The 22,272-nt window shown below is 73.4% G+C and carries 20 protein-coding genes; 6 read left to right on the top strand and 14 right to left on the bottom strand.

Annotated features, from left to right (window positions below):
- Positions 1-51 precede the first annotated feature (51 nt).
- Both LWC33_RS01955 and LWC33_RS01950 read left to right on the top strand, forming a co-directional pair.
- Positions 52-672, top strand: a complete 621-nt coding sequence (locus LWC33_RS01955) for a TetR/AcrR family transcriptional regulator (protein WP_233302378.1) — start codon at positions 52-54, stop codon at positions 670-672.
- A 105-nt stretch (positions 673-777) separates the two neighbouring features.
- Complete coding sequence (locus tag LWC33_RS01950; RefSeq protein ID WP_233302377.1) at positions 778-1,920, top strand: acetyl-CoA C-acetyltransferase; 1,143 nt, start codon at positions 778-780, stop codon at positions 1,918-1,920.
- Positions 1,921-1,971: 51 nt separating this feature from the next.
- On the opposite strand, the gene LWC33_RS01945 is transcribed toward LWC33_RS01950, so the two are convergent.
- The 8 genes from LWC33_RS01945 to LWC33_RS01910 form a co-directional block, all read right to left on the bottom strand.
- Positions 1,972-3,069, bottom strand: a complete 1,098-nt coding sequence (locus LWC33_RS01945; RefSeq protein ID WP_233302376.1) for an acetoin dehydrogenase dihydrolipoyllysine-residue acetyltransferase subunit — start codon at positions 3,067-3,069, stop codon at positions 1,972-1,974.
- Positions 3,069-4,082: an alpha-ketoacid dehydrogenase subunit beta gene (locus LWC33_RS01940; protein ID WP_233302375.1), complete on the bottom strand. Its 1,014-nt coding sequence runs from the start codon at positions 4,080-4,082 to the stop codon at positions 3,069-3,071. Before LWC33_RS01940 ends, LWC33_RS01945 begins: the two co-directional genes overlap by 1 nt.
- A gap of 12 nt (positions 4,083-4,094) precedes the next feature.
- Positions 4,095-5,090 carry a thiamine pyrophosphate-dependent dehydrogenase E1 component subunit alpha gene (locus tag LWC33_RS01935; protein WP_233302374.1) on the bottom strand — a complete coding sequence of 332 codons (996 nt, stop codon included), beginning with the start codon at positions 5,088-5,090 and terminating at the stop codon, positions 4,095-4,097.
- Positions 5,091-5,186: 96 nt separating this feature from the next.
- Positions 5,187-6,272 carry an ATP-NAD kinase family protein gene (locus LWC33_RS01930; protein WP_233302373.1) on the bottom strand — a complete coding sequence of 362 codons (1,086 nt, stop codon included), beginning with the start codon at positions 6,270-6,272 and terminating at the stop codon, positions 5,187-5,189.
- 140 nt (positions 6,273-6,412) lie between these two features.
- Positions 6,413-7,444, bottom strand: a complete 1,032-nt coding sequence (locus tag LWC33_RS01925; RefSeq protein ID WP_233302372.1) for an ABC transporter ATP-binding protein — start codon at positions 7,442-7,444, stop codon at positions 6,413-6,415.
- Positions 7,441-8,433 (bottom strand): ABC transporter ATP-binding protein, encoded by a 993-nt coding sequence (locus tag LWC33_RS01920; protein ID WP_233302371.1) that lies wholly within the window; start codon positions 8,431-8,433, stop codon positions 7,441-7,443. Before LWC33_RS01920 ends, LWC33_RS01925 begins: the two co-directional genes overlap by 4 nt.
- Complete coding sequence (locus LWC33_RS01915; RefSeq protein ID WP_233302370.1) at positions 8,430-9,323, bottom strand: ABC transporter permease; 894 nt, start codon at positions 9,321-9,323, stop codon at positions 8,430-8,432. The genes LWC33_RS01920 and LWC33_RS01915 overlap by 4 nt, the downstream gene beginning before the upstream one ends.
- A complete protein-coding gene (locus tag LWC33_RS01910; RefSeq protein ID WP_233302369.1) occupies positions 9,320-10,264 on the bottom strand; it encodes an ABC transporter permease in 945 nt (314 codons plus the stop codon). The genes LWC33_RS01915 and LWC33_RS01910 overlap by 4 nt, the downstream gene beginning before the upstream one ends.
- A gap of 436 nt (positions 10,265-10,700) precedes the next feature.
- Here LWC33_RS01910 and LWC33_RS01905 point away from each other — a divergent pair, with 436 nt between their 5' ends.
- From LWC33_RS01905 to LWC33_RS01895, 3 genes are read left to right on the top strand one after another with little or no spacing between them, the layout of a single operon-like run.
- A complete protein-coding gene (locus LWC33_RS01905; RefSeq protein ID WP_233302368.1) occupies positions 10,701-12,284 on the top strand; it encodes an ABC transporter substrate-binding protein in 1,584 nt (527 codons plus the stop codon).
- Complete coding sequence (locus LWC33_RS01900; protein ID WP_233302367.1) at positions 12,281-13,819, top strand: ABC transporter substrate-binding protein; 1,539 nt, start codon at positions 12,281-12,283, stop codon at positions 13,817-13,819. Before LWC33_RS01905 ends, LWC33_RS01900 begins: the two co-directional genes overlap by 4 nt.
- Positions 13,816-15,363, top strand: a complete 1,548-nt coding sequence (locus LWC33_RS01895) for an ABC transporter substrate-binding protein (protein ID WP_233302366.1) — start codon at positions 13,816-13,818, stop codon at positions 15,361-15,363. The genes LWC33_RS01900 and LWC33_RS01895 overlap by 4 nt, the downstream gene beginning before the upstream one ends.
- Positions 15,364-15,400: 37 nt before the next feature.
- Here the strand turns inward: LWC33_RS01895 and LWC33_RS01890 are convergent, their stop codons facing one another.
- A complete protein-coding gene (locus LWC33_RS01890; RefSeq protein ID WP_233302365.1) occupies positions 15,401-16,024 on the bottom strand; it encodes a GNAT family N-acetyltransferase in 624 nt (207 codons plus the stop codon).
- A 114-nt stretch (positions 16,025-16,138) separates the two neighbouring features.
- A complete protein-coding gene (locus LWC33_RS01885) occupies positions 16,139-16,903 on the bottom strand; it encodes a sulfite exporter TauE/SafE family protein (protein ID WP_233302364.1) in 765 nt (254 codons plus the stop codon).
- 86 nt (positions 16,904-16,989) lie between these two features.
- On the opposite strand from LWC33_RS01885, the gene LWC33_RS01880 reads away from it, so the two are divergent.
- A complete protein-coding gene (locus tag LWC33_RS01880; protein ID WP_233302363.1) occupies positions 16,990-17,865 on the top strand; it encodes an AraC family transcriptional regulator in 876 nt (291 codons plus the stop codon).
- Here the strand turns inward: LWC33_RS01880 and LWC33_RS01875 are convergent.
- Genes LWC33_RS01875 through LWC33_RS01860 form a run of 4 tightly spaced genes read right to left on the bottom strand, consistent with a single transcriptional unit; the run spans position 17,775 to position 22,244 of the window.
- Positions 17,775-18,824 (bottom strand): phosphotransferase family protein, encoded by a 1,050-nt coding sequence (locus tag LWC33_RS01875; protein WP_233302362.1) that lies wholly within the window; start codon positions 18,822-18,824, stop codon positions 17,775-17,777. The two genes, LWC33_RS01880 and LWC33_RS01875, sit on opposite strands and share 91 nt — an antisense overlap.
- Positions 18,821-19,612, bottom strand: coding sequence for an enoyl-CoA hydratase/isomerase family protein (locus tag LWC33_RS01870; RefSeq protein ID WP_233302361.1), 792 nt, complete (start codon positions 19,610-19,612; stop codon positions 18,821-18,823). The genes LWC33_RS01875 and LWC33_RS01870 overlap by 4 nt, the downstream gene beginning before the upstream one ends.
- Entirely contained in the window at positions 19,609-21,285 is a 1,677-nt protein-coding gene (locus LWC33_RS01865) for a class I adenylate-forming enzyme family protein (protein ID WP_233302360.1), read from the bottom strand. Before LWC33_RS01865 ends, LWC33_RS01870 begins: the two co-directional genes overlap by 4 nt.
- Positions 21,282-22,244 carry an SMP-30/gluconolactonase/LRE family protein gene (locus tag LWC33_RS01860; RefSeq protein WP_233302359.1) on the bottom strand — a complete coding sequence of 321 codons (963 nt, stop codon included), beginning with the start codon at positions 22,242-22,244 and terminating at the stop codon, positions 21,282-21,284. Before LWC33_RS01860 ends, LWC33_RS01865 begins: the two co-directional genes overlap by 4 nt.
- Positions 22,245-22,272 lie beyond the last annotated feature (28 nt).

Below are 22,272 nucleotides of genomic sequence, written 5' to 3'. Positions count from 1 at the left end.
ACACCGCCGTGGAGCCGCCAGAAGGGGCATCCGGGCCCTATCCTCTCCGGTGTGAGCACCGCAGTAGACCGATCGCCCGAGGGCGGACCGATCCCCCGCGGCGGCGGCCGCGAGGCGATCGCGGCGGCCGCGCGCGAGGTCTTCGAGCAGCGCGGGTACCACGGCGCGTCGATCCGGGACATCGCCAAGCGAGCCGGCCTGTCCCTGTCGGCGCTCTACTACTGGCACCCGAGCAAGCAGGACCTGCTCGCGGCCCTGATCGAGGAGAACACCCTCGACTACTTCCGCCGCTGCGACGAGGCCCTCGCCTCCGCGGGCGAGGACCCGGCGGACCGGCTGCGCGCGCTGGTCAAGGCCACGGTCGAGTACCGGGTGCAGCGGCAGACGGAGAGCAACATCTCCTCGCGCGAGTGGCGCAACCTCGAGCCCGCGCACGAGGAGCGGCTCGCCGGCCTGCGCACCAAGGCCAGCACGATCTGGTCGGACATCGTCGACGCCGGCGTCGCGCAGGGGACCTTCCGCTGCGAGCACCCGGCCGACGCCCGTCGCGCCGCGCAGGCGGCCTGCAACGCGATCGCGCAGTGGTACGACCCCGCCGGCCCGGTGACGATGGAGGAGCTCGTGGAGCACTACACCCTCATCGTGATGCGGATCGTGGACCACCCGGCCTGATCCGGGTCCATCGAGGACATCACAGCTTCGGGGACTGCCGATCACCGGCGAACTGAATGTACGATCGTTCAGTTCGCCGAATCCGCAGCGCAGGGGAGTCATCCGGTGGCTGAAGCCTTCATCGTCGGTGCCGTCCGCACACCCGTGGGGACGCGCAAGGGAGCCCTCGCCGGGGTGCACCCGGCCGATCTCGGCGCACACGTGCTGCGCGAGCTCGTCGAGCGGACGGGTGTGGACCCGGCCGCCGTCGAGGACGTGATCATGGGGTGCGTCAGCCAGACGGGCGCTCAGGCGGGCGACATCGCCCGCACCGCCTGGCTCTCGGCCGGGCTGCCGCAGAGCGTGCCCGGCGTGACCATCGACCGGCAGTGCGGCTCGTCACAGCAGGCGCTGCACTTCGCCGCCCAGGGCGTGATGTCCGGGACCCAGGACCTGGTCGTCGCCGCCGGCGTCGAGCAGATGGCCATGGTCCCGATGACCGCCAACGGGATCGTCAACAAGGAGCTGGGCACCTCCACCAAGGGCCAGGGCTGGATCGACCGCTACGGCGACCAGGAGATCTCGCAGTTCCGGGGCGCCCAGCTGATCACCGAGAAGTGGGGCTTCACCCGCGAGGACCTGGAGAAGTTCTCGCTGGAGAGCCACCGCCGCGCGATCACCGCGATCGACGAGGGCCGCTTCCGCGACCAGATCGCCCCGATCGCCGGGCTGGACACGGACGAGGGCGCGCGCCGCGACACCTCGCTGGAGAAGCTGGCCGGGCTCAAGCCGCTGCGCGAGGGCTGGGCCATCACCGCCGGCGTCGCCAGCCAGATCTCGATCGGCGCGGCCGCGCTGCTGGTGGCGTCGGAGGACGCGGTGCGCCGCGACTCCCTCACCCCGCTCGCCCGGGTGCACACCCTGGCCGTGGTCGGCGACGACCCGGTCTACATGCTGACCGGCCCGATCCCGGCCACCCAGGCGGCGCTGAAGAAGTCCGGCCTGGGCATCGGCGACATCGACACCTTCGAGATCAACGAGGCCTTCGCGCCCGTCGTGCTCGCGTGGGCCCAGGACACGGGCGCCGACCTCGCGAAGACCAACCCCAACGGCGGCGCGATCGCCCTCGGCCACCCGCTCGGCGGCACCGGGGCGATCCTGGCCACCAAGATGATCCACGAGCTGCACCGGACCGGCGGCCGCTACGGCCTGCAGTCCATGTGCGAGGGCGGCGGCCAGGCCAACGCCACCATCCTCGAGCGCGCCTAGCGGCTCCGCCGTGCGGTGGGCCGGCCCGTCCGGGCCGGCCCACCCTCGGCGTCACTCCAGGGTCTTGCCGAGCCCGGCCACGACGGCGTTCGCCGACTCCATGTGCAGCATGTGGCCGCCGTCGACGAGCTCGATGTCGCCGTCGTCGGGCATCGGGAGGATGCGGTCCTCCCGTCCCCAGACCACCCGGACCGGCACCTCGACCTCCGCCAGGATCGCTCTCGTGTCGATCGCCTGCCGGTCGTCGTCGGTGAGCAGCGTCGGGAGCAGGCCGGCCAGCGCCTCCGGGACGCCGTCGAGCCGCTTGTACCGCAGCAGATCGTCGACGAGCTGCCGGGTGACCAGGGCGGAGTCCGCGAAGAGGTCACCGACGAGGGGCTTCAGCTCCCGCCGGGACGACGCCGCGGCGAAACCACGCAGGTAGCGCGCATTGGGCGTGCCCCCGAACCCGGCCGGGGCCAGCAGCGTCACCGAGGCGACCCGTTCCGGTGCCGCGCGCGCCGTCGCCGCGACGACCGCTCCCCCGAGGGAGTGGCCGACCAGGTGGGCCCGCTCGACGCCGAGCGCGTCGAGGAAGCCCAGGACCGTGTCGACGAGGAACTGCAGGGACCCGTCGCCGACGTCCTTGGTCGAGGCCCCGTGACCGGGCAGGTCGAGGGCGTGCACCGGGCGGCCCTCGGACAGCGGTTGCTGGACGAACAGCCACGAGTTCTTGTCGCCCCCGTACCCGTGGACGAGCACCACCGGCGTCGCCTCCCCTCCCCCGAGGGTGACGTAGGAGATGCTGCGCTCGCCCACCGACACGAAGGTGGGCTCCGGCTCCGCCTCGGCCGCCTGCGCCAGGGACTCCAGCTCGGCGAGGGCTTCGGCGGCCGCGGCCTCGATCTCCGAGTCGGGCACCTCCGCGGGTGCGACGAGCGCGAGGGTCGCCCCGATCGGCAGCTCCTGGTCGACCTGCGCGACGATCTTGCGCAGCGGTCCCGCCGCAGCCGACTCCAGGGTGCCGGCGATCTTGTCGGTGTCGATGTCGACCAGGTCGTCGCCCTTGCCGACTATGTCGCCCTCCTCGACGAACCATTCGACGATCCGCCCCGTCGTCATCGACAGGCCCCATTTGGGCATCGTCACCCGCTGGATGCGGTCGTCCATCACTTCGTCCAGTCCACCGCGGTCTTCACGGCGGCGGCGACGCGCGAGGCGTCGGGGATGAAGAGGTCCTCCAGGGAGTCGGCGAAGGGCACCGGCGTGTGGGGGCCCGTCACCAGCTGGATGGGTGCGCGGAGCGCCCCGAACGCCTCCTGGGCGACCTGCGCGCCGATGTCGCTCGCCAGGGAGCACCGCGGGTTCGACTCGTCGACCACGACGAGCCGTCCGGAGTCCTCGACCAGCTCCAGGATGGTGTCCAGGTCGAGCGGGCTGGTGGTCCGTGGGTCGACCACGGCCGCCGAGATGCCGGAGCCCGCCAGCTCGTCCGCGGCCTCCAGCGCCGTGCCGACCATGCGGCCGATGGCCACGATCGTCACGTCGTCGCCCTCCCGGCGGACGTCGGCCTCGCCGAAGGGCAGTGCGTAGCTGTCCTCGGGGACGTCGCCGGAGGTGTCGTAGAGCATCTTGTGCTCGGCGAAGATGACCGGGTCGTCGTCGCGGATGGCCTGGATCAGCAGGCCCTTGGCGTCGTACGGGTTCGACGGGGCGGCGACCTTGAGCCCCGGGATGTGGGTGAACACCGGCAGCAACGACTGCGAGTGCTGGGCGGCCGCGCGCAGCCCGGCGCCCCACATCGTCCTGATGACCACCGGGGTCACGGCCCGGCCGCCGAACATGTACCGGAACTTGGCGGCCTGGTTGAAGATCTGGTCGAAGCAGACGCCCATGAAGTCGATGAACATCAGCTCGACGACCGGTCGCAGGCCGCCGGTCGCGGCTCCGATCGCCGCCCCGACGAAGGCGGACTCGGAGATGGGGGTGTCCATGACCCGGTCCGGGAACCTGCCGTAGAGGCCCTTGGTGACTCCGAGTACGCCGCCCCAGGCGTCCATCTCGCCGGGGGAGCCGGTCCCGCCCACGTTGTCCTCACCCATGACGATCACGCGCTCGTCGCGTGCCATCTCCTGCGCGATCGCCTCGTTGATCGCTTCGCGGTAGGTGATCGTGCGTGCCATCTCGCCGCCCCCTCAGTAGCTGACGTAGACGTCGGTCAGCAGGTCGTCCGCACCGGGCTTGGGTGCGGCCTTGGCCTCGGCGACCGCTTCCTCGATCAGCGCCGCCACGTCGGCGTCGATCCGGTCGAGCTGCGCGGCGTCGAGCTGCCCGTCGGCGGTCACCCGAGCGCGGAAGCGCTTGAGGCAGTCGAGGTTCTCGCGGGCGTGCGCCACCTCGTCCGCCCGGTAGAGCTGCTGGTCGCCCTCGAAATGGCCGTAGTAGCGGGTGAACTTCACCTCGATCAGCGTCGGGCCGCCGCCGGCGCGCGCCCGGGCGACCGCCTCGCCGGCGGCCTCGTGGACGGCGAAGAAGTCGAAGCCGTCGACGATCACACCGGGCATCCCGAAGGCCGCTGCCCGGTCGGCGATGTCGTCCGTGGCCACCGACCACGACGACGACGTCGCCTCGGCGTAGCCGTTGTTCTCCGCCACGAAGATCGCGGGCAGGTTCCAGATCGTGGCGAGGTTGAGCGACTCGAGGGTGGTCCCCTGGTTGGACGCACCGTCCCCGAAGAAGGCGACCCCCACCCCGCCGTCGCCGCGCTTCTGGGAGGCCAGCGCCCGCCCGCAGATCAGCGGCGGGCCGCCGCCGACGATGCCGTTCGCACCGAGCATGCCCTTGGACAGGTCGGCGATGTGCATCGAGCCGCCCTTGCCGTGGCAGGAGCCGGTGAGCTTGCCGTAGATCTCGGCCATCATCGGCTTGACCTCGACGCCCTTGGCGATGCAGTGCCCGTGCCCGCGGTGGGTGGAGGCGATCGCGTCCCGGTCGTCGAGATGGCTGCACACGCCGGTCGCCGAGGCCTCCTCGCCGGCGTAGAGGTGGACGAAGCCCGGGATGTCGCCCCCGGCGAACTCGTCGTGCACGCGCTCCTCGAAGGCGCGGATGGTCCGCATCGTGCGGTACGCCTCGAGCAGCTCGTCCGGGGTCAGTTCCTGCGCGGTGGGCGAGGACAGCGTGCCGGTCATGACGTCACGTTCCTTCCGTTCGCGGGTGGAGCACAGCGGTGGTCGGGCGGGCCTCGTCGATCCGGACGTCGTCGCGTCCGTGGGAACGTGCGGCTCTCATGAGATCTCCCTGTCGGTGTCGATCGAAATACGGCGTTCGATCAGCAGGCCCTGCGCCGCAGCCGCGGCCAGGGTCGCGCGCACGTCGAGGACGCGGGGGCCGTCGTGGGCCAGGCGGACGGTGACCCGGGTCGACGGCCCGAACTCGATCTCGCGTTCGCCGTCGACGGCCACCGTCCCGCGATCGAGCGAGACCCGGGAGATCTCGCCGGGCTCGAGCGTGCGTGCGGTGTCCACCGCCACACCGGTGACGACGCCGGGGGCGATGGGGGCGAGCACGGACCAGGTGGTGGGCGACGACCCGTCCGGCCGCCCGCCGCCCAGCGTGAGGTGCACCCCGTCAGGGTCGTGCCTGCTCTTGGGCAGCATCAGCCCGGCGATGCTCGACAGGCCGACGGCGTGCGGATCGGCGAAGGCGCAGAAGAGCTCCCGGAGGCTGTCCGTCCTCCACAGCGCCCGGGAACCGACGTGGGACTCCGTCGACACGCAGACGTCGACCAGCGCGATCTCCTCCTGCGCCCCGGCGCGGACGTGCAGCGCCTTCGCCCGGTAGCCGAGCCGGTCGGCGTCGAGCCGGTTCGTCGCCACCAGCCCCGCGGCGGTGCCGGCGACCGTCGCCTCCCACATCTCGGGGAACGCGTTGTTGGTCCCCGTCGACAGGGGCAGCAGGACGGTGTCGCCGGCGGCCGCCGCGGCCGCCCGGATCGTGCCGTCCCCGCCGAGGAGGACGATCACCTGGGCGCCTCGGGCGCGCATGGCCGCGACATGGGCCCGCGTGTCGGCGGCGGTTCCGGACATCTCCTCGAGCTCGACGAACTCGAGGTCGATCCCGTGCGGGACGGTCGTCCCACGCTCCCGTGCCCGTGCCACGCCGCCGGCGACCCCCATCGCGTCGGTGGACAGCAGCACCCGGGAGACGCCGGTGGCCGCGCAGGCGGCGACGATCCGGAGGGCCATGTTGGTCTTCTCGGCGTTCGGGAAGACCGACGCCTGCGCGACGAGCCTGCGGATGTCGCGGCCGGACATCGGATTGGCGATGATCCCGACCGTGGACCCGCTGGTGGGCGGCAGTGCGGCGCGCATCGACGATCACCCCGATAACCGGCGGCCCGGCGCGTGCGCCGAGCTGCGTCGCCGCTCCGTTGCTGGTGACTGGCCTGGCGGGGTCCACCATCTCCGACGGCACGGTCCGGGTCAACACACCGGGACGGGCGCCGCTCCGGTCAGGTGTGCAGGTGGCAGCGCACCGTGCCGCCCCCGGGCGCGGCGACGACGGGTGGTGCCTCCACCCGGCAGACGTCCATGACGTGGGGGCAGCGGGTGTGGAAGGCACAGCCCGCGGGCGGGTTCGCCGCGTCGGGCACCTCGCCGCGCAGCACGATCCGCTCCCGCTCGCGCTGCCGGCGCGGGTTCGGCACCGGCACGGCCGACAGCAGCGCCTCGGTGTAGGGGTGTGCGGGCCGGTCGAAGAGCCGGTCGGTCGGCGCCGTCTCCACGATCTCGCCCAGGTACATCACCGCCACCCGGTGCGCGATGTGCCGGACGACGGCGAGGTCGTGCGCGATGAACAGGTACGACAGCCCGAACTCGGCCTGCAGGTCCTCGAGCAGGTTGAGGATCTGGTTCTGGGTGGAGACGTCGAGCGCACTGACCGCCTCGTCGCACACCAGCAGCCGTGGATGCAGCGCGATCGCCCGCGCGATCGCCAGCCGCTGCCGCTGCCCGCCGGAGAACTCGTACGGGTAGCGCTGGGCGTACGTCGCCGACAGTCCCACGTGCTCGAGCAGGTCCCCCACCCGCGCCGAGCGCTCGGCCCGGGACAGCGACTCGTGGACGTCGAGCGGCTCGCCGATGCTCTCCCCCACCACCATCGCGGGGTCGAGCGACGAGTACGGGTCCTGGAACACCATCTGCATCCGCCGCCGGGCCAGCCGCAGGTCGCCGCGGCCCAGCGCGGTGACCTCCTCGCCGTCGAGCCGGACCGAGCCCGCCGTCGGCTCGACGAGCCGCAGCATCGCGCGCCCGGTCGTCGACTTGCCCGACCCGGACTCGCCGACCAGACCGAGCGTCTCCCGCTCGCCGATCTCCAGGCTCACGGCGCGCACCGCGCGCAACGTGTCGCCGCGGCCGAGGACCCCGCCGCGCAGCCGGAAGTCGACGGTCAGGTCCTCGACCTCGGCGACCGGGCCGGCGGCGCCCACCCGCGACGAGAGGGACCCCGGCGTGGCTCCCGACGCGTTCACCGCGTTCGTCATGCGCTCCCCTTCAGGGCCAGGTCGGACACGCGCAGGCACCGGCTGGTGCCGCCCTCGGCGAGCGGGTGCTCGGCGACGGCGGTGTCGCGGCAGGCGTCGACGCCGTGCCCGCACCGCGGGTGGAACCGGCAGCCGGGCGGCATCGCGCCGGCCGGCGGGGTGGAGCCGGGGATCGTGGCGAGCCGCCCCGACCGGGCGGTGAGCTGCGGCATCGCCGACAGCAGCGCCTCGGTGTAGGGGTGGCGCGGGTGCTCGTAGAGCGCGTCGACCCCGGCCCGCTCCACGACCTGCCCGGCGTACATCACCACGGCGCGGTCGCAGATGTCGGCGACCACCCCCAGGTCGTGGGTCACGAACACCACCGCCGTGCCGAACTCGTCCCGCATGGCGCGCAACAGGTCCAGCACCTGGGCCTGGATCGTCACGTCGAGGGCGGTCGTCGGCTCGTCGGCGATCACCAGCTTGGGCTCGCAGGACAGTGCCATCGCGATCATCACGCGTTGCCGCATGCCGCCCGAGAACTCGTGCGGGTAGCTGCGGGCGCGCCGCTCCGCGTGCGGGATGCCGACCGTCGAGAGCACCTCGACCGCCCGGGCCCACGCGGCCCGCTTCGACCCGCCGCGATGCCGCCGCACCACCTCCGCGATCTGGTCCCCCACCCGGAACGCCGGGTCGAGGCTGGTCATCGGCTCCTGGAAGATCATCGACAGCTCGTCGCCGCGCAGCGCCTCCATCCGCCGGCGGGGCAGCCCGACGAGCTCACGGCCGTCGAGCCGGATGCTGCCGGCGGTGATCCGCGAGGACTCCGCGGGCAGCAGGCCCAGCACGGCCAGGCTGGTGACGGTCTTGCCGGAGCCGGACTCGCCGACCAGCCCGACGGTCTCGCCGCGGCCGACGGTGAACGAGACGCCGTCGAGCACCTGCACCCAGCCGCGGTCGGTGGCGAACTCGACCTCCAGGCCCTCCACCACGAGCAGCGGTTCGGTCACGACCCCCTCCGGATCTCCCGGCCGAGCGAGTCCCGCAGGCCGTCGCCGAGGACGTTGAACGCCAGCACGGTCAGCGCGATGAGCAGGCCCGGGAACACCGTCAGCCAGGGCGCGGTGGCGGTGTAGCGGAAGCCGCGCTCGATCATCGAACCCCAGCTCGCGTCGGGCGGCTGCACGCCGAGCCCGAGGAAGCTCAGGCTCGCCTCGGCCAGCATCGCCATCGCCGCGGTGAGCGAGACCTGCACGATCAGTGGCGAGAGCGCGTTGGGGAGCACGTGCCGGACGATCACCCGGGGCGTCGGGGTGCCGATCGAGCGGGAGGCCTCGACGAAGGTCTCCTCCCGGATCGACAGCACCGTGCCCCGGACCAGCCGGACGAACCGCGGCGCGAAGATCACGCCGATCACGAACATCGCGTTGGTCAGGCTCGGGCCGAGCACGCCGACGAAGGCGATCGCGAGGATCAGCGGCGGGAAGCTCATCAGCGCGTCGGTGAGCCGCATGATGACCGCGTCGACCTTGCGGCCGGCGTACCCGGCGACCAGGCCCGGGATCACGCCGAGCACCACCGCGACCCCGACGGCCTGCGCGGCCGCCACCAGCGAGACCCGGCCCGCGTAGAGGGCCCGGCTGAACACGTCCCGGCCCAGGTCGTCGGTACCGAGGACGTGCCCGCCGCCCGGCTGCTGCAGCACCGAGCCCAGGTTCTGGGCCAGCGGGTCGTGGGTGGCCAGCAACGGGGCGAGCACCGTCGCGAGGACGACGAGGACCAGGTAGACCAGGGCCGCGAGCGCGAGCCGCTGCCGCCGGAACCGGCGGACGAACCGCGCCCGCGCCCCGGGCTCGGGCGGCGCGAGCGCCTCGCGCCGGTCGATGGCGGTGGCCGTCACGCCTGCCTCACCTTCGGGTTGAGCCAGCCGTAGGACAGGTCCACGGCCAGGTTCACGAGCATCACGATCAGGGCGGCGACCACGACGATCCCCTGGATCATCGGGATGTCCCGCTGCAGCACGGCCCGGATGGCGAGATCACCGAGCCCGGGCAGGCCGAACACCCGCTCGACGATCACCGAGCCACCGAGCAGGAAACCGACCTGGAAGCCGATCACCGTGACCACCGGGACGGCGGCGTTCTTCAGTCCGTGCCGCAGGACGACGGCGCGGGCGCTGAGCCCGTTGGCCCGGGCGGTCCGGATGAAGTCCTGCTGGAGGGTGTCGGTGAGCGAGCCGCGCAGCTGGCGGGTGATCTCGGCGGCCACCGCCGTGCCGAGGGTGATGCCGGGCAGCACCAGGCCGCGGGCCCAGGCGCCGACGCCCTCGGAGATCGGGGTGTAGCCCACCGCCGGGAAGATCGGGAAGGCCAGTGCGAACGCCATGATCAGCAGGATCCCGACCCAGAAGTTGGGCAGGGAGATGCCGACGGAGGCGAACAGCGTGGCACCGCGGTCCTGCCAGCGGCCGCGCCGCAGGGCCGCGACGACCCCGGCCGGCACGGCGATCAGCAGCGCGATCAGCATGGCGGCCAGGGTGAGCGCGAGCGTGACGGGGAACCGGCCGGCGATCGCGCCGGTCACGGACTCGTTGGAGAACAGCGAGCTGCCGAGGTCGCCGGTGAGGGCGTGGCCGGCCCACGCGGCGTACTGGACGAGGACGGGGTCGTTCAGGCCGAGGCGTTCCCGGGTGGCATCGATCTGCGCCTCGGTGGCGTTCTCGCCGGCGATCGTGATGGCCGGGTCGCCCGGGATCATCAGGACCAGGGCGAAGACGCCGAGGGACACGAGGACGAGCAGCGGGACCATCATCAGGACGCGCCGGACGGTGTACCGGAGCACGGGCGGGCACCCTCCCAGCGGACGGCGGTGTCGCGAGGGAACTGCGACCAGGTGGTGGGAAGAAAGGGATCGGATCGGTCGGGAGAAAAGCACGGAGAATCGTCCTCCGGCCCCGGGCACGCCCCCGACGCGCGGCACTCCGCACTAAACGATCGTTCAGCAACGTAGCAAGCGTCACACCGTCCGTCAACCGGCTCTTTACCGAGAGTGGCGCTTGAGCTGGGGAACCTACTCGGACGTATCGCGTGCGCTTGACCTCTGCTTGACCTCGACGGGGTAGCAAGATCATCCCTACCGCCGCGGACAATGCCGAGAAACGGCGTCTTGTGAATCAGGGCGACTCGTGTCCAGAATGGCGCAACGCCGGCACGTCCCCGGCGATCCCTCGTATTCTCGCCGCCCGCATCGTCGCGGGCCCGGAGAAGGTGGACCGCCCATGCCGATCCGTCGTGTCCCGGCACTGTTCACGGCCCTGCTGACCGCGCTGCTCGCCGTCGCCCTCGCCGGCTGCGCCCCGATCTCCCCGGCCGGGGGGTCCGGTGGCGCCTCGCAGGCGCCGGTCGCCCGGGAGGACCTCGACCCCGAGGCCACCATCCGCTACGCCGATGCGGTGGGCCCCAGCCGGTTCGACCCGCACCGCTCCACGAACGGCCAGGACATCCGCTACCTCGCCCCGGTCTACGACCGGCTCGTGCACCTGTCCGCGAACGGCGACCCGATCCCCGGCCTCGCCACGGCCTGGGAGTGGCAGGACGACGGCCTCGCGCTGCGGATGTCGTTGCGGCGAGGAGTCCGCTTCCACGACGGCGCGCCGTTCGACGCCGCCGCGGTCAAGGCCAACATCGAGCGGGAGAAGACCGTCGAGGGCTCGTCGGTGGCGGCGGACCTCGCGAGCGTGACCTCGGTGGAGACGCCGGACCCCGGCACGGTGGTGCTGCGGCTGAGCCAGCGCAACAGCATGCTGCTCGGCCTGCTCTCCCACCGCGCAGGCGCGATGGTGAGCCCGACGGCGTTCGACAACCCCGATCTCGACCTCGCCCCGGTGGGCACCGGCATGTACAAGGTGACCTCGTACCGGCCGAACGACGTGATCGTCTACGAGCGCAACGCCGACTACTGGAACACCGACGTCGTCGGGGCGAAGCGGATCGAGCTGCGCATCCTGCCCGACGATGTGACCCGGATGAACGCGCTGCGCACCGGCGAGGTCGACGTCGCCCTGCTGTCGGGGCGGCTGGCGGCCGAGGCGAGCGGGCTGCCGGGCGTGACCGTGCACCGCGACACCACGCTGACGTACCTGGTGCTGTACCTGAACCGGGCGCGCTCCGAGTTCGGCGACCCCAAGGTGCGCCAGGCGCTCAACTACGCCGTGAACCGGCAGGCGATCGCGCAGGGCATCTACTTCGGCGCCGCGCAGCCCACGGTGCAGCCCTTCCCGCCGGACTACTACGCCTACAACCCCGCCTACCCCGGCGACTTCTACCCGCACGACCCGGCGAAGGCCCGTCAGCTGCTCGCCGAGGCGGGCCTGCCGAACGGGTTCGAGTTCGAAATGCTGGTGACCGCCCTCTCGACCTACACCCAGGCCGGCGAGGCCCTCCAGCAGATGCTGGCCGAGGTCGGTATCAAGGCGAACATCCGCAACGTCGAGGCCGCCCAGACCGCCGACGTCTACTACCGCCAGCAGCAGGGCGACGCCCTGGTCTCGCAGTGGGGCGGCCGGCCGGACCCGTCGATGACCATCGACCTGCAGTTCACCTCCACCGGGTTCTCCAACCCGGGCCGGGTCACCACCCCGCGGCTCGAGGAGCTGCAGCGCACCGCCCTCGACACCCTGGACCCGGACAAGCGCCGCGACACCATCCACGAGGAGGTCGGCGAGCTCGTCGACCAGGCCTTCCAGGTGCCGATCGTCCTCGACGAGTCGGTCATCGCGACCAACGCGAAGATCGCCGGCTTCGAGCTGCTGGTGACCGGCCAGGTCGACTTCCAGAAGCTCGCCGTGCGGAAGCAGCAGTGAAGCCCGTGATGCGGCGCAGGACGTTCCTCGGTCTCGTCCCGGTCGCCGGGCTCGTCACGGTCGCGGGTTGCGCGCCCATCCCGTCCGCGGGCTCGGCCGCCCAGGGTCCGCCCGGCGTCTTCCGGTACGCCTACGAGCTCACGCCGAGCCGGCTCGATCCGCACCGCGCGTCGATCAGCCAGGACGGGGTCACCCTGTTCCCGGCCTACGACCGGCTGGTGCACCAGTCCCCCGTCGGCGAGCCGGAGCCGGGCCTGGCCCGGGCGTGGGCCTGGGAGGACCCGCTCGCACTGCGCCTGGACCTGCGGCCCGGCGTGACTTTCCACGACGGCACCCCGTTCGACGCGGCCGCGGTGAAGGCCAACATCGAGCGGGCGAAGACGGTGCAGGGGTCGGCGGTGCGGACCGAGCTCGACCCGATCTCGTCGGTCGAGGTCCGCGACCCGATGACCGCCGTGCTGCGGCTGTCGTACCCCTCGGCGTCGCTGCCCGCCGTGCTGTCCGACCGGGCCGGGGCGATGGTCAGCCCGAAGGCCCTCGCCGACGGCCTCGATCTCGACGCCGTCGCGGTCGGGGCGGGCATGTACCGGATGGTCGAGCACCGCCGCGGACAGATCACCCGCTTCGAGCGGTACCCCGGCTACTGGGACCCCGCCGCCGCTGCCTCGGAGAAGCTGGAGATCCACCACATCGCCGATGCGGCCACCCGGCTCAACGCCGTCCGCACCGGTGTGGTCGACGCCTGCCGGGTGCCGCCCGCCCTGCTCGACCAGGCGAAACAGACCGGGCTCGAGGTCAGCACCGCCGGATCGCTGAACTTCAACTACTTCGTGCTCAACCGCGCCCGCTCGGCGTTCGGCGACCTGCGGGTGCGCCGCGCGCTCAACCACGCCCTCGACCGGGAGGCGATCCGGCAAGGCGTCTACCGCGGGCTCGCGACGGTCTCCGCGCAGCCGTTCGTCCCGGGCTACTGGGCCTACGACGCCGACCTCGGCGACGCGGCGATCCGGTTCGACCCCGACCTCGCCCGCCGGCTGCTGGCCGAGGCCGGCGTCGGCGACGGGCTGCGGTTCTCCACGGTCATCCCGACCGGCTCCGACTACCAGCCGCTGGCCGAGGCGATCCAGGCCCAGCTCTCCGCCGTCGGCGTGACGATGGAGATCTCGCCTGCCGCCCCGGACACCATGGGGGACCTCATGTTCGTGCAGGAGCGGTACGACGCCATGCTCGCCTCCTGGGGCCCGCGGGCCGATCCCTCGATGACCGTGGCCACCCGCTACACCGCGAACGGCTTCGGCAACCCGGGAGGGCAGACCACGCCGCGCCTGGAGGAGCTGCACAAGCAGGCCCTCGCGACGACCGACCCGGGCGCGCGCGCCGCCGTCATGCACGACCTGGTCGACGAGGTGGTCGACCAGGTGCTGGAGATCCCGGTGGTGTTCCCCGAGGACGTCGTTGTGCAGTCGCCTCGGGTCGTCGGGCTCGTGCCGCGGTTGATGCACCGGCCGGAGTTCCGTGGGGTGACGGTCCGATGAGGGCCGTGCGCGCCGTCGTCGGCGCCGTGCTCCTGGTCCTCGTGGCCGCGTGTGCCCCGATCCCCACGTCCGGCGGCGGCGCCGGGCAGGCCACCGGACCGGCGGACCCGGACGCGATCTTCCGCTGGGCCAACGCCGTGGGGCTCAGCCGGTTCGACCCGCACCGGGCCAGCTCCAGCAACGACAACACGCACCTGTTCCTCACCTACGACCGGCTCGTGCACACCGACGCCGACGGTCGCGCCGTGCCCGGGCTCGCCACCGCGTGGGAGTTCGGCCCGGACGGGACCACGATGGACATGACCCTGCGCCGGGGCGTCACGTTCCACGACGGGACACCGTTCGACGCGGCCGCGGTCAAGGCCAACATCGAGCGGGCAAAGACCGTCACGGGCAGCGCCGTCGCGCCCGAGCTGCGGCCGGTGCGCGCGGTCGAGGTGCTCGCGCCGGACCGCGTCCGGTTCGAGCTCACCGCGCCCACGGCATCGTTGCCGCTGGTGCTCTCCGACCGGGCCGGGGCCATGATCAGCCCGGCCGCCTTCGACAACCCCGACCTGGACCGGAACCCCGTCGGCGCCGGCATGTACCGCGTCACCGCCTACCAGCCCGGGGCGCGCATCGAGTACCGCGCGGCGCCGAACTACTGGGACCCCGCGGCCGTGCGCGTCGCCGGGATCGACATGCCGATCTACACCGACTCGGTGACCCGGCTCAACGCCCTGCGCGGCGGGCAGGTCGACGGGGCCGTCCTGTCGCCGGAGCAGGTGGCCGAGGCGCAGGCGTCGGGCATCCGCGTGGAGCCGGGCCGGACCAGCAACTTCTGGTACTTCCAGCCGAACCGCACCCGCTCGGCGTTCGGCGACGTCCGCGTGCGCCGGGCGGTCTGGCACGCGATCAACCGGCAGGCGCTGGTCGACGTCCTCGCCCGCGGTTACGGCGAGCTGTCGGCCCAGCCGCTGCCGGAGTGGAGCCCCGGCCACGACCCGTCGATCGGCCCCGACCCCTACCCGTACGACCCCGCGAAGGCGCGGCAGCTGCTCGCCGAGGCGGGGCTGCCGAACGGGTTCACCTTCGAGGCGCTCGTCTCGACCAGTCCGGACGTCCAGCGGGTCGCCGAGGCCATCCAGGCCGACCTCGCCGCCGTCGGGATCACCATGACGAGCCGGGTCCTGGAGGGCGCCCAGATCACCGACGAGTTCTTCGTGCGCAAGCAGGGCGACCTCCTGCTCGGCCCGGGCGGCGGCCGCCCGGACCCCGCCCAGACGACCGGGCTGCGGTACCTGCCGGACGGCTTCAACAACCCCGGCGGCCACACCACCCCGGAGATGGAACGCCTGCAGGAGACCGTGCTGCGCACCGTGGATCCCGCCGCCCGCGCCGACGCCCTGCACGCGCAGATGCGCGAGTTCGTCGACCAGGCCTTCGAGGTGATCCTCTACTATGCGACCCCGCCGGTCGCGTTGTCGCCGCAGGTCCTGGGCTTCCACCCCGGTCTCGCCGACCGGCCGGAGTTCCGCGGGGTGGCCAAGGCGGCCGCCTCCTGAGCGGCCGCCATCGGTGATCCGCCCGAGCCGGGCCCGGTCAGCGCGGCTCCCGCCACATCGGCCAGAGCGGCGGGCTGTCGTCGACCGCGATCGGGGTGGCGGCGACGAAGCCGTGCCGCTCGTAGAGGGCCTTGCTGCGGACGCTGGTCGCCTCGAGGTAGGCGGGGTGGCCGGCCCGGTCGGCGCGGGCGAGGACGGGTGCCATGGTCGCGGCGCCGAGCCCGCGCCCCTGCCGGTCCGGGTGCACGCCGAGGAACCACAGGTACTCGTGCGGCTCCTGCGGATGGTGCTGCTCCATCGTGGTCATCAGCGCGAAGAGCCGCTCGGCGTCGTCGCCGGCCCGCTGTGCGAGGGCGGCGCCGAAGGCCTCGCCCTCCTCGTCGGACATGGGGGCCCGGCTGTGCGGCACCCACAGGGCGGCGCCGTCGATCGCCCCTTCGGCGTCCGCATCCGCGGCCCAGATGTCGTCGTGCTGCGCGAGCACGTCGACGGCGAGGTCGAAGAAGAAGCGCGTCCGGTCCGCCCGGCCCACCGGCTCCGGGTGGGCCCAGGCGAAGACGGGGTCGTCGCGGAAGGCCGCGGCGAGCGTCGCGGCCACGGCCGGGCGCTCGCCCTCGGCGGCGCGACGGACGTGGACGGTGTCGGCCTGGACGGTCGTCATCGGGGCCTCCCCGGGTCGGTGACTGGGTCGGCGACGACGGTCCGCCCTCGCGGTGTCACGCGACCGTCGGCGGGCTGTCGGGTGCGCTGTCGGCCCGCTGTCGCAGGGCGGGTCTCAGACCAGCACCGCGACGAGCGCGACGACGAGCAACCCGACGTAGGCGACGGCGTGCACGCGGTCGGGGACGTGCGGCAGCAGCCGCCGGACGACCCCGATGGTCGGCAACGAGCCCGCGAGCAGCAGTGCCCCGGCGAGCAGGTCGACGCCGCGCGACCCGTCCGGGGCGGGGACGGTCAGGTACACCGCCGTGGCGACGACGGCGACCGGCAGGCTCAGCGGGTTCGCCATCGCCACGGCGTGGGCCATCGGTAGGCCGCGCCGGCGCAGCAGCGGCACGGTCATCACGCTGCCGCCCACGCCGAGGAAGCTCGCGACCGCCCCGATCGTGACCCCGCCCAGCGAGGCGGTCCGCGCCCCGAGCGGGCGCGGGACACCGCCGCGCAGGAACCCGCGCCGCACCAGGCTGTCGACGATGGTGAGCCCCAGGTAGACCGCGAACAGCACGTGCAGCAGGCCGTCGGGGGCCGCGGTGGCCGCGAGCGCGCCGAGCGCGGCGCCGATCGCGACGTAGCCGGCCAGCGGCCACACGTAGTCGCGGCGCAGTCGGCCGGACCGGTACTGCGCGAGGGTCCCGCCGGCGGCGTTGACGACCATGACCGCGGTCGAGGTGCCGACGGCCAGGTGCATGGCCTGCGGCCCCGACGCGGCGACGGCGTACACCACCGGGACGGTCACGAAGCCGCCGCCGAACCCGAACAGCACCGTGGTCAGCCCGCTGAGGCACCCGAACCCGACGAGGACGGCGATCGTGGTGAGCACGTGTCCCGACCGTAGGTCGCACCGCGGTGACGGGCATTCGTCCGTGGGACGCCTTCCTCCGAGTTCCGGCCACTACCCTCGGACGGGTGCGTGACGTCCCGATCGACGAGGTCGACGCCCTCGACCGGGACGTCGTCGCGATCGGCACCACCTATCCACCGAGCACGCAGCTGCCCGCGCACCGCCACCGCCGCGCCCAGTTCCTCTACGGCGTCACGGGGTCGATGCGCGTCGAGACCGCGGACGGCAGCTGGACGGTCCCGCCGCACCGCGCGGTGCTGATCCCGCCCGGCACCGAGCACGCCGTCCTCATGGACGGCGTCAGCACCCGCAGCCTCTACCTCGAACCGCGCGCCGTGCCCTGGTTCCCGCCCCGGTGCCGGGTCGTCGAGGTCCCGGCGCTGCTGCGGGAGCTGGTGTGCGAGGCCGTCGACGTCGAGCCCCGGTACGCGACGCACGGCCGCGACGCCGCCCTGCTCGCCCTGGTCCTGCACGAGATCCGCCGCTCCGCGCCGCTCCCCCTCGACCTGCCGCTGCCGGCCGACCCGGCGCTGCGCGCGTTGTGCCGGGAGTTCCTCGCCCGACCGCGGATCGACGCCCGGCCCGAGGCCTGGGCCGCCGGGCTGCACGTCAGCGTCCGCACGCTGCACCGCCGGTTCACCGCGGAGACCGGGACGGGCCTGGCGTCGTGGCGCCGCCGGGCCTGCGCCCTCCACGCCCTGCCCGAGCTGGCCGCGGGCCGCCCGGTCACCGAGATCGCCGCCGACCTCGGCTACGCCGGGCCGGGCGCCTTCACCACGATGTTCACGCAGCTCCTCGGCGCACCGCCCAGCGCGTTCCGGGACCCCGCGACCCGCACGGGGGGCAGCGCTCAGCCCAGCCCGGCCGCGACCAACGCCTCCTTCGCGGACTCGCCGAGCAGCCGGCCGGTGGCGACGCGGGCGCGGACCTGGTCGGCGTAGCCGTCGTCGGCCATCACGCCGGCGAGGTACCGGGCCTGCACGCCGGCGAGGATGCACGCCGAACGCCAGCGGTTGAAGGCGATCCAGTACGGGAGGTCCGACACGTCCCGCCCGGTGGTCCGCGCGTACCGGGCGACGAGCTCGTCCCGGGTCGGGAAGCCGGGGACCGTGGTGGGTCCCGGGTCGGCGCCCTCGGGCAGCTCGTCGCCGGGCTCCTGCCAGAGCGAGACCAGGTAGCCGAGGTCGGCCATCGGGTCGCCGAGGGTGGCCAGCTCCCAGTCGAAGACCGCCCGGACCGTCCCGTCCGGGCCGAAGGTCATGTTCCCGGGCCGGAAGTCGCCGTGCACGATCCCGCGGGACTGCGGCGGGACGTGCGCGGCGAGGGCGGCGTGGATCTCGTCGAGCAACGCCAGCTCGGCGCCCTCGACGCCGGAGTTGCGGATCTGCTGGTGCCACCGCGCGAGCTGCCGCTCGGCGTAGCCCTTGCGCGAGCCCTCCAGCCCCACGTCGGCGGGGTCGAGCGCGTGCAGCGCGGCCAGCACCTCGACGACGTATTCCCCCGCCCGGGCGCGGGCCGCGGGGACGAGCGACTCGGCGGCGGCCGGGTCGGCGAGGACCGTACCCTCGACGAAGTCCATGACGTAGAACTCCGCGCCGGTCACCGCCAGGTCGGCGCAGTACGCGCGGGGCGGGGCGACGGGGACCGCGGTCGGCGCCATCGCCGAGACGAACCGCCACTCGCGGCTCATGTCGTGCGCGGTGCTGAGCACGCCCCCGGTCGGCGGGCGGCGCAACGCATAGGAGTGGCCCGCGGCGTCGTCGATCCGGTAGGTCAGGTTGGACCGCCCGCCCGCGACGAGCGTGAACCGCGCCGGCGCGGCGAAGCCCTCGACCTGGCCGGCCAGCCACGCCTCGACGGCCGGCGCGTCCAGACCGGCCAGGGTGCTCGTCGTCGTCATCGCCCCACGTACCTCGGCTCCCGCTTCTCCAGGAAGGACCGCACGCCCTCGCGGTGGTCCTCGGTGGCGAACAGCTCGCCCAGCCGCGTGCTCACCCAGCGGCCCAGGTCGGACCAGTCCGGGTCGAGCGCCTCGCGCAGCCCCGCCTTCAGCGCGCCGACGGCCAGCGGCGGGTTCGCCGCGATCCGCTCGGCCAGCTCCAGCGCGGTCGGCAGCAGCTGCTCGTCGTCGACGACCCGGCCGACCAGCCCGATCCGGCCGGCCTCCTCGGCGTCGATGACCTCGCCGGTGAACAGCAGCTCGGCCGCCTTCTCCCGGCCGACGAGCTGGGCGAGCCGCGCGATCCCGGCGACGTCGCTGCACAGCCCGCGCTTGACGAACAGCTCGCCGAACTTCGCCCGGCGCGCCGCGACCCGGAAGTCCGCCATCAGCGCCAGCTCCATGCCCCAGCCGACCGCCGCGCCGTTGACGGCCGCGATCACCGGCACGTTCGACGTGAGCAGCGCACCGGCCGCGGGGGTCAGCCGCGGGGCGGGCCGGGGCGGGCGCTTCTCCGGGTCGCCCCCGCCCATCAGCTCGCGGACGTCGTCGCCCGAGCAGAACGAACGGCCCTCGCCGGTGATCACCAGGACCCGTGCGGTCGTGGTGCGGACGAGGTCCTCCAGCTCGTCGTACGTCCTGCGGCGCAGGGCGTTGTGCACCTCCGGCCGGGCGATCGTGAGCACGCCGACGTGCCCGTCCTGCTCGTAGCGGATGTCGGTGAGCGCCGTCTCCGGGCTCGCGGTCATGCCTGCACCTCCGTGCGCAGCTCGCGCTTCAGGACCTTGCCGCTGGGGGTGCGCGGCAGCGGCTCCGCGCGGAACACGACGTGCTCGGGCACCTTGAACTCGGCCAGGCGCTCGCGGACGTGCTGCTGCAGCTCCGCCGCGGTGACGTCGGCGCGGGTGTTCACCACGGCCACGGCCTGCTCGCCGAGCCGGTCGTGCGGGATCCCGACGATCGCCACGTCGGCCACCGCCGGGTGCTCGAACAGCGCGGCCTCGACCTCCGCGCAGTAGATGTTCTCGCCGCCCCGGATGACCACGTCCTTCATCCGGTCCACGACGTACACCCAGCCGTCCCGGAAGAAGCCCAGGTCACCGGTGTGGAACCAGCCGTCGGTGAAGGCCGCGGCCGTGCCCCCGGGGTTGTTCCAGTAGCCGCGCACCACGTTGGGCCCGCGGAACCAGAGCTCGCCCACCCCCTCCGGCTCGGCGTCCTCCCCGGTCGCGGGGTCGACGACGCGGATGTCGGCGCCCGGGGCGAGCCGGCCGACGCTGTCCGGGTGGCTCACGTAGTCCAGCCCGGTGTTGGAGACGACGGCGCTGGTGGTCTCGGTGAGCCCGTAGCCGTTCGCCGGGGACACCAGCGAGGCGAACTGGGTGTCGATCAGCCCGATCAGGTCCGGCGGGATCGGTGCCCCGCCCATGCTGAGCGCGGCCAGCGTCTGCAGCCCGCCGCCCTCGCGCGCGGCCTGCTCGACCAGCTGCCGGCCGACCGTCGGCACCCCGGACACGCCGGTGAGCGCCTCCCGGCGGACCAGCTCGAGCGCCTCGACGGGGTCCCAGCGGTACTGCGTGACGAGCTTCCCCCCGGTCAGCGGGGTGAAGCTCAGGCTGGTGATCCCGGCGATGTGGAACAGCGGGAACGTGCACAGCGCCCCCGGCTGCGGCGCCGCCGGATCCGGTTCGGGCGGCGTGCCGCCGTTGGCGACGATCGCCGCGACCCGGGCGCCGAGCAGCGTGTTGAGGATGTTCGTGCAGTGGTTGCGGTGCGTGCCGACCGCGCCCTTCGGCCGCCCCGTGGTGCCGGAGGTGTAGAGGATCGTGGCGTCGTCGTCGGGGGCGATCGTGACGTCCGGGAGCGCGGCGTCCCGGTCCAGGGCGGCCAGGACCTCGGTCCACGGCCGGCCCCTGCCCTCCCCCCGCACCTCGATCATCGGGAGGTCGATGCCCTCCAGGATCGCCGCCCGCTCGCCGTCGGCGACCACGAGGCGGGCCTCGCAGTTCTCCAGGGCGTAGCGCAGCTCCGGCCCGGTCCACCAGGCGTTGAGCGGCACGAACACCAGCCCGGACACCGCGCAGGCGTAGAACCAGGGCGCCCACTCCGGGTAGTTCCGCATCGTGACGGCGACCCGGTCGCCCTGGCGCAGCCCGTACTCGTCGTGCAGCAGGCGGGCCAGCCCGGCGACGGTCGCGGCGTGCTCGGCGTAGGTGACGTGCTCGTCCCGGTACACCGTGAAGACCCGGTCGCCCCAGCCCCGGCCGATCTCGAACAGCTCCCGCAGGGTGTGCGGGCCACGCTCGTAGACCCGCCACGGGATCCCGCGGACGGTCGTGTCGACCAGCGCGAACTCCGCCCCGGGCGCGGTGAGGGCGGCGGTGGGCTCGGCCCGCACGCTCCCGCCCGACGTGATCGTCATGCCCGGAACGCCAGGTCGAGGCCCGGGTAGGGCCACTCCGTCGCGTACAGCTTCCCGCGGCCGGAGGAGGTGATGTACGCGGTGTTCGAGCCCGCGCCGGCGAAGCAGATGTTCGTGACGAACGGGTCCGGCTCGGGCACCGGGATCTGCCGGTCGAGCGTGCCGTCCGGGCGGATGACGCTCACCGCCCCCGTGACGAGGGTGGCGACGCACACGTTGCCGGCGCCGTCGACGGCCAGCGAGTCGAGCAGCTGGTAGCCGGGGAAGCCGTGCAGCAGGTTCGCCCCGCCCGGGCCGCGCGGCGGCCCGCCACAGGGGCCGAGGCGGGCCGGGCCGAGCACCTCCCACTCCCAGACCCGCCCGGTCTGGGTCTCGGCGACGTAGACCCGGGAGCCGTCCGGGGAGAGCCCGACCCCGTTCGGGGTGATCAGCGGGTGTACCACCTCGGTGATCGACGACCCGTCCGGCAGCGCGTAACAGAGCCGGCCGACGTCCATCTCCCGTCCGCGGTTCTTGCCGAGGTCGGTGAACCAGAACCCGCCCGCGGAGTCGAAGACGATGTCGTTGGGCCCGCGCAGCGGCAGCCCGTCGACCTCGGTGTAGAGGTCCTTCACCTCGCCGTCGAGCGTGACGCGCTGGATCCGGCCGCCGATGTAGTCGGCCGGCTGGTGCCCGGGCGCGACGATGCCCTCCGCCCGGTCGTGCCACTCGAAGCCGCCGTTGTTGCAGACGTAGATCGCCCCGTCGGGACCGACGGCGGCGCCGTTGGGGCCGCCGCCCAGCTCGGCGACGACGTCGACGGACCCGTCCGGCCACACCCGGGAGAGCGTGCCGCGGCGGATCTCCACGAGGACCACCGAGCCGTCCGCGAGGGCGATCGGCCCCTCCGGGAAGCGCAGCCCGGAGGCCACCTCGCGGAGCACGGGGGCGGGGTCGGCAGCGGGGTCGACGCTGGCCATGCTGTTCTCCTTCCGACGCTGGAAGAAC

The sequence above is a fragment of the Pseudonocardia terrae genome, assembly GCF_021343995.1.
GTDB classification, from domain to species: domain Bacteria; phylum Actinomycetota; class Actinomycetes; order Mycobacteriales; family Pseudonocardiaceae; genus Pseudonocardia; species Pseudonocardia terrae.
Note: the sequence above shows the minus strand (reverse complement) of the source record. Positions and strands in the feature narration are given on the sequence as shown.